This window comes from Photobacterium proteolyticum (assembly GCF_001939735.1).
Taxonomy (GTDB): domain Bacteria; phylum Pseudomonadota; class Gammaproteobacteria; order Enterobacterales; family Vibrionaceae; genus Photobacterium; species Photobacterium proteolyticum.
Genome location: NZ_MJIL01000012.1, coordinates 1 through 1,638 on the forward strand (window position 1 = coordinate 1; position 1,638 = coordinate 1,638).

The following is a 1,638-nucleotide window of genomic DNA, read 5'->3' on the forward strand; positions in this document are numbered from 1 at the left end:
TCTTGGGTATCTAAGCCCCGTCGTATTTGAACAGAAGAATGTCGCTTAACTTGGTGTCCAATCTTATTGGGGCAGATCATCTAAATCACCTCGTCATCAATTAATATATTTAAAATCACCACTTTTCATTACAACATTAACTTTCGGCAATAACCACTCAAGAAAGCTTTCCGGATCCTCACTTACTTCTTTAGGAATATCACCTTTCATTTCAAAAGTCCCTTCTTCGCTATTAAGAACCAATTGAAATGATTTCCCTCTCATATTTACCTTAAAGTTTTTTCCATCACCAACACTAACAATTTGTATATTTCCAGCCATTAACAAGTCCCTTTTATGAATGAAACGAAAAGCATAACGCCAAATTAAGTAGTGAGTAACGCTACTATCCAACTAAACCATTGTGCCTTAAACACTGGAGCCGATTCAAAGCAAAAATGCCAAGCGTTACGAATCTGCTTAAATTTATTGTTGAACTAAGCCGCTTCGCGGCAGAACAAAAGTGACCCACATACTGATCTCTGAACCCTGCCATTGGGGCAGCGGACTGGAGACAGTACCATGAATACCCAACAACAACGCCACTTCGATGCACTTTATCTGCAGCACCTCAATAACTTAACCCTACAGGGCAAACGTCCGGCCACCATCGATGCCTATGCCCGCGCCGTTAGGCGCATTGCCGCGTTCTTCGACTGCCCGCCGGATAACTTGACCCTGGCCCAGCTCAAAACCTACTTCGTTAACCTGATTGACACCCACTCCTGGAGCACCGTCAAACTCGACCGCAACGGCCTGCAGTTTTTCTACCGCCACACGCTCGATAAAGAGTGGCAGTGCCTCGACATTGTCAAACCGCCACAGGTCAAGCGCCTGCCTGATATTCTCACCCCCGACGAAGTCGGCCTGCTTATCACCATGACCCGGCAACGCCGCTACCAGGTCTTCTTCTATACCCTCTACAGCCTGGGACTACGGCTTGGCGAAGGACTCAGCCTCACCGTGGCCGATATCGACAGCGGCCAGCATCAGGTACATGTCCGCAATGCGAAAGGCGGTAAAGACCGGTTGGTGCCATTACCCGACAGGACGTTACGCGCACTACGCTCATACTGGCAATCCCACCGCCATCCGCGCCTGCTATTCCCCAGAATGGGTAAAGGGGCCGAGTCGCCGATGGACAGGGGCGGTGTGCAAAAAGCCATGAAACAGGTCTGCCGTGAATGTGGAATCAACAAGTCGGTCAGCCCGCATTCCCTGCGCCACTGCTATGCCACCCACCTGTTGCAGCAGGGGCTCGACTTACGCTCATTGCAGGCCTTGCTTGGCCATGCCAGCCTCAATACCACGGCACGCTACACCCAGCTCACAACGGCCAAGCAGTCGAGTGCGATTAAAGCGGTCAATCAGCTGGCTGACACGCTCGTCGTCATGTGGGAGGCACCATGAGCCCGTTTATCTCACTGCTCTCTGCCCACTGTGATGAGCTCCTGCTGTCTTATCGCCACCGCCTGTCACCCGACATCCGCCGGGCTATCTCGGCAATGTGCTGCTGTAATACCAATCTGGAAAATTAACTGGTCAGGTTAATCCACTCCCTTGAACACATTCTTGATACTCTTTTAGTGCTCGCTAGAA

Annotated in this window: 3 protein-coding genes; 2 read left to right on the forward strand and 1 reads right to left on the reverse strand. The window is 50.4% G+C overall.

The features are described 5' to 3' along the window. Positions 1-96: 96 nt before the first annotated feature. Positions 97-321 (reverse strand): hypothetical protein, encoded by a 225-nt coding sequence (locus BIT28_RS00090; RefSeq protein ID WP_075761611.1) that lies wholly within the window; start codon positions 319-321, stop codon positions 97-99. Between the two features lie 240 nt (positions 322-561). Between BIT28_RS00090 and BIT28_RS00095 the strand changes: the two genes are divergently transcribed. Continuing rightward, a complete protein-coding gene (locus BIT28_RS00095) occupies positions 562-1,449 on the forward strand; it encodes a tyrosine-type recombinase/integrase (protein ID WP_075761612.1) in 888 nt (295 codons plus the stop codon). Further along, positions 1,446-1,577 (forward strand): hypothetical protein, encoded by a 132-nt coding sequence (locus tag BIT28_RS30140; protein WP_281251539.1) that lies wholly within the window; start codon positions 1,446-1,448, stop codon positions 1,575-1,577. Before BIT28_RS00095 ends, BIT28_RS30140 begins: the two co-directional genes overlap by 4 nt. The last annotated feature ends 61 nt before the right edge of the window (positions 1,578-1,638 follow it).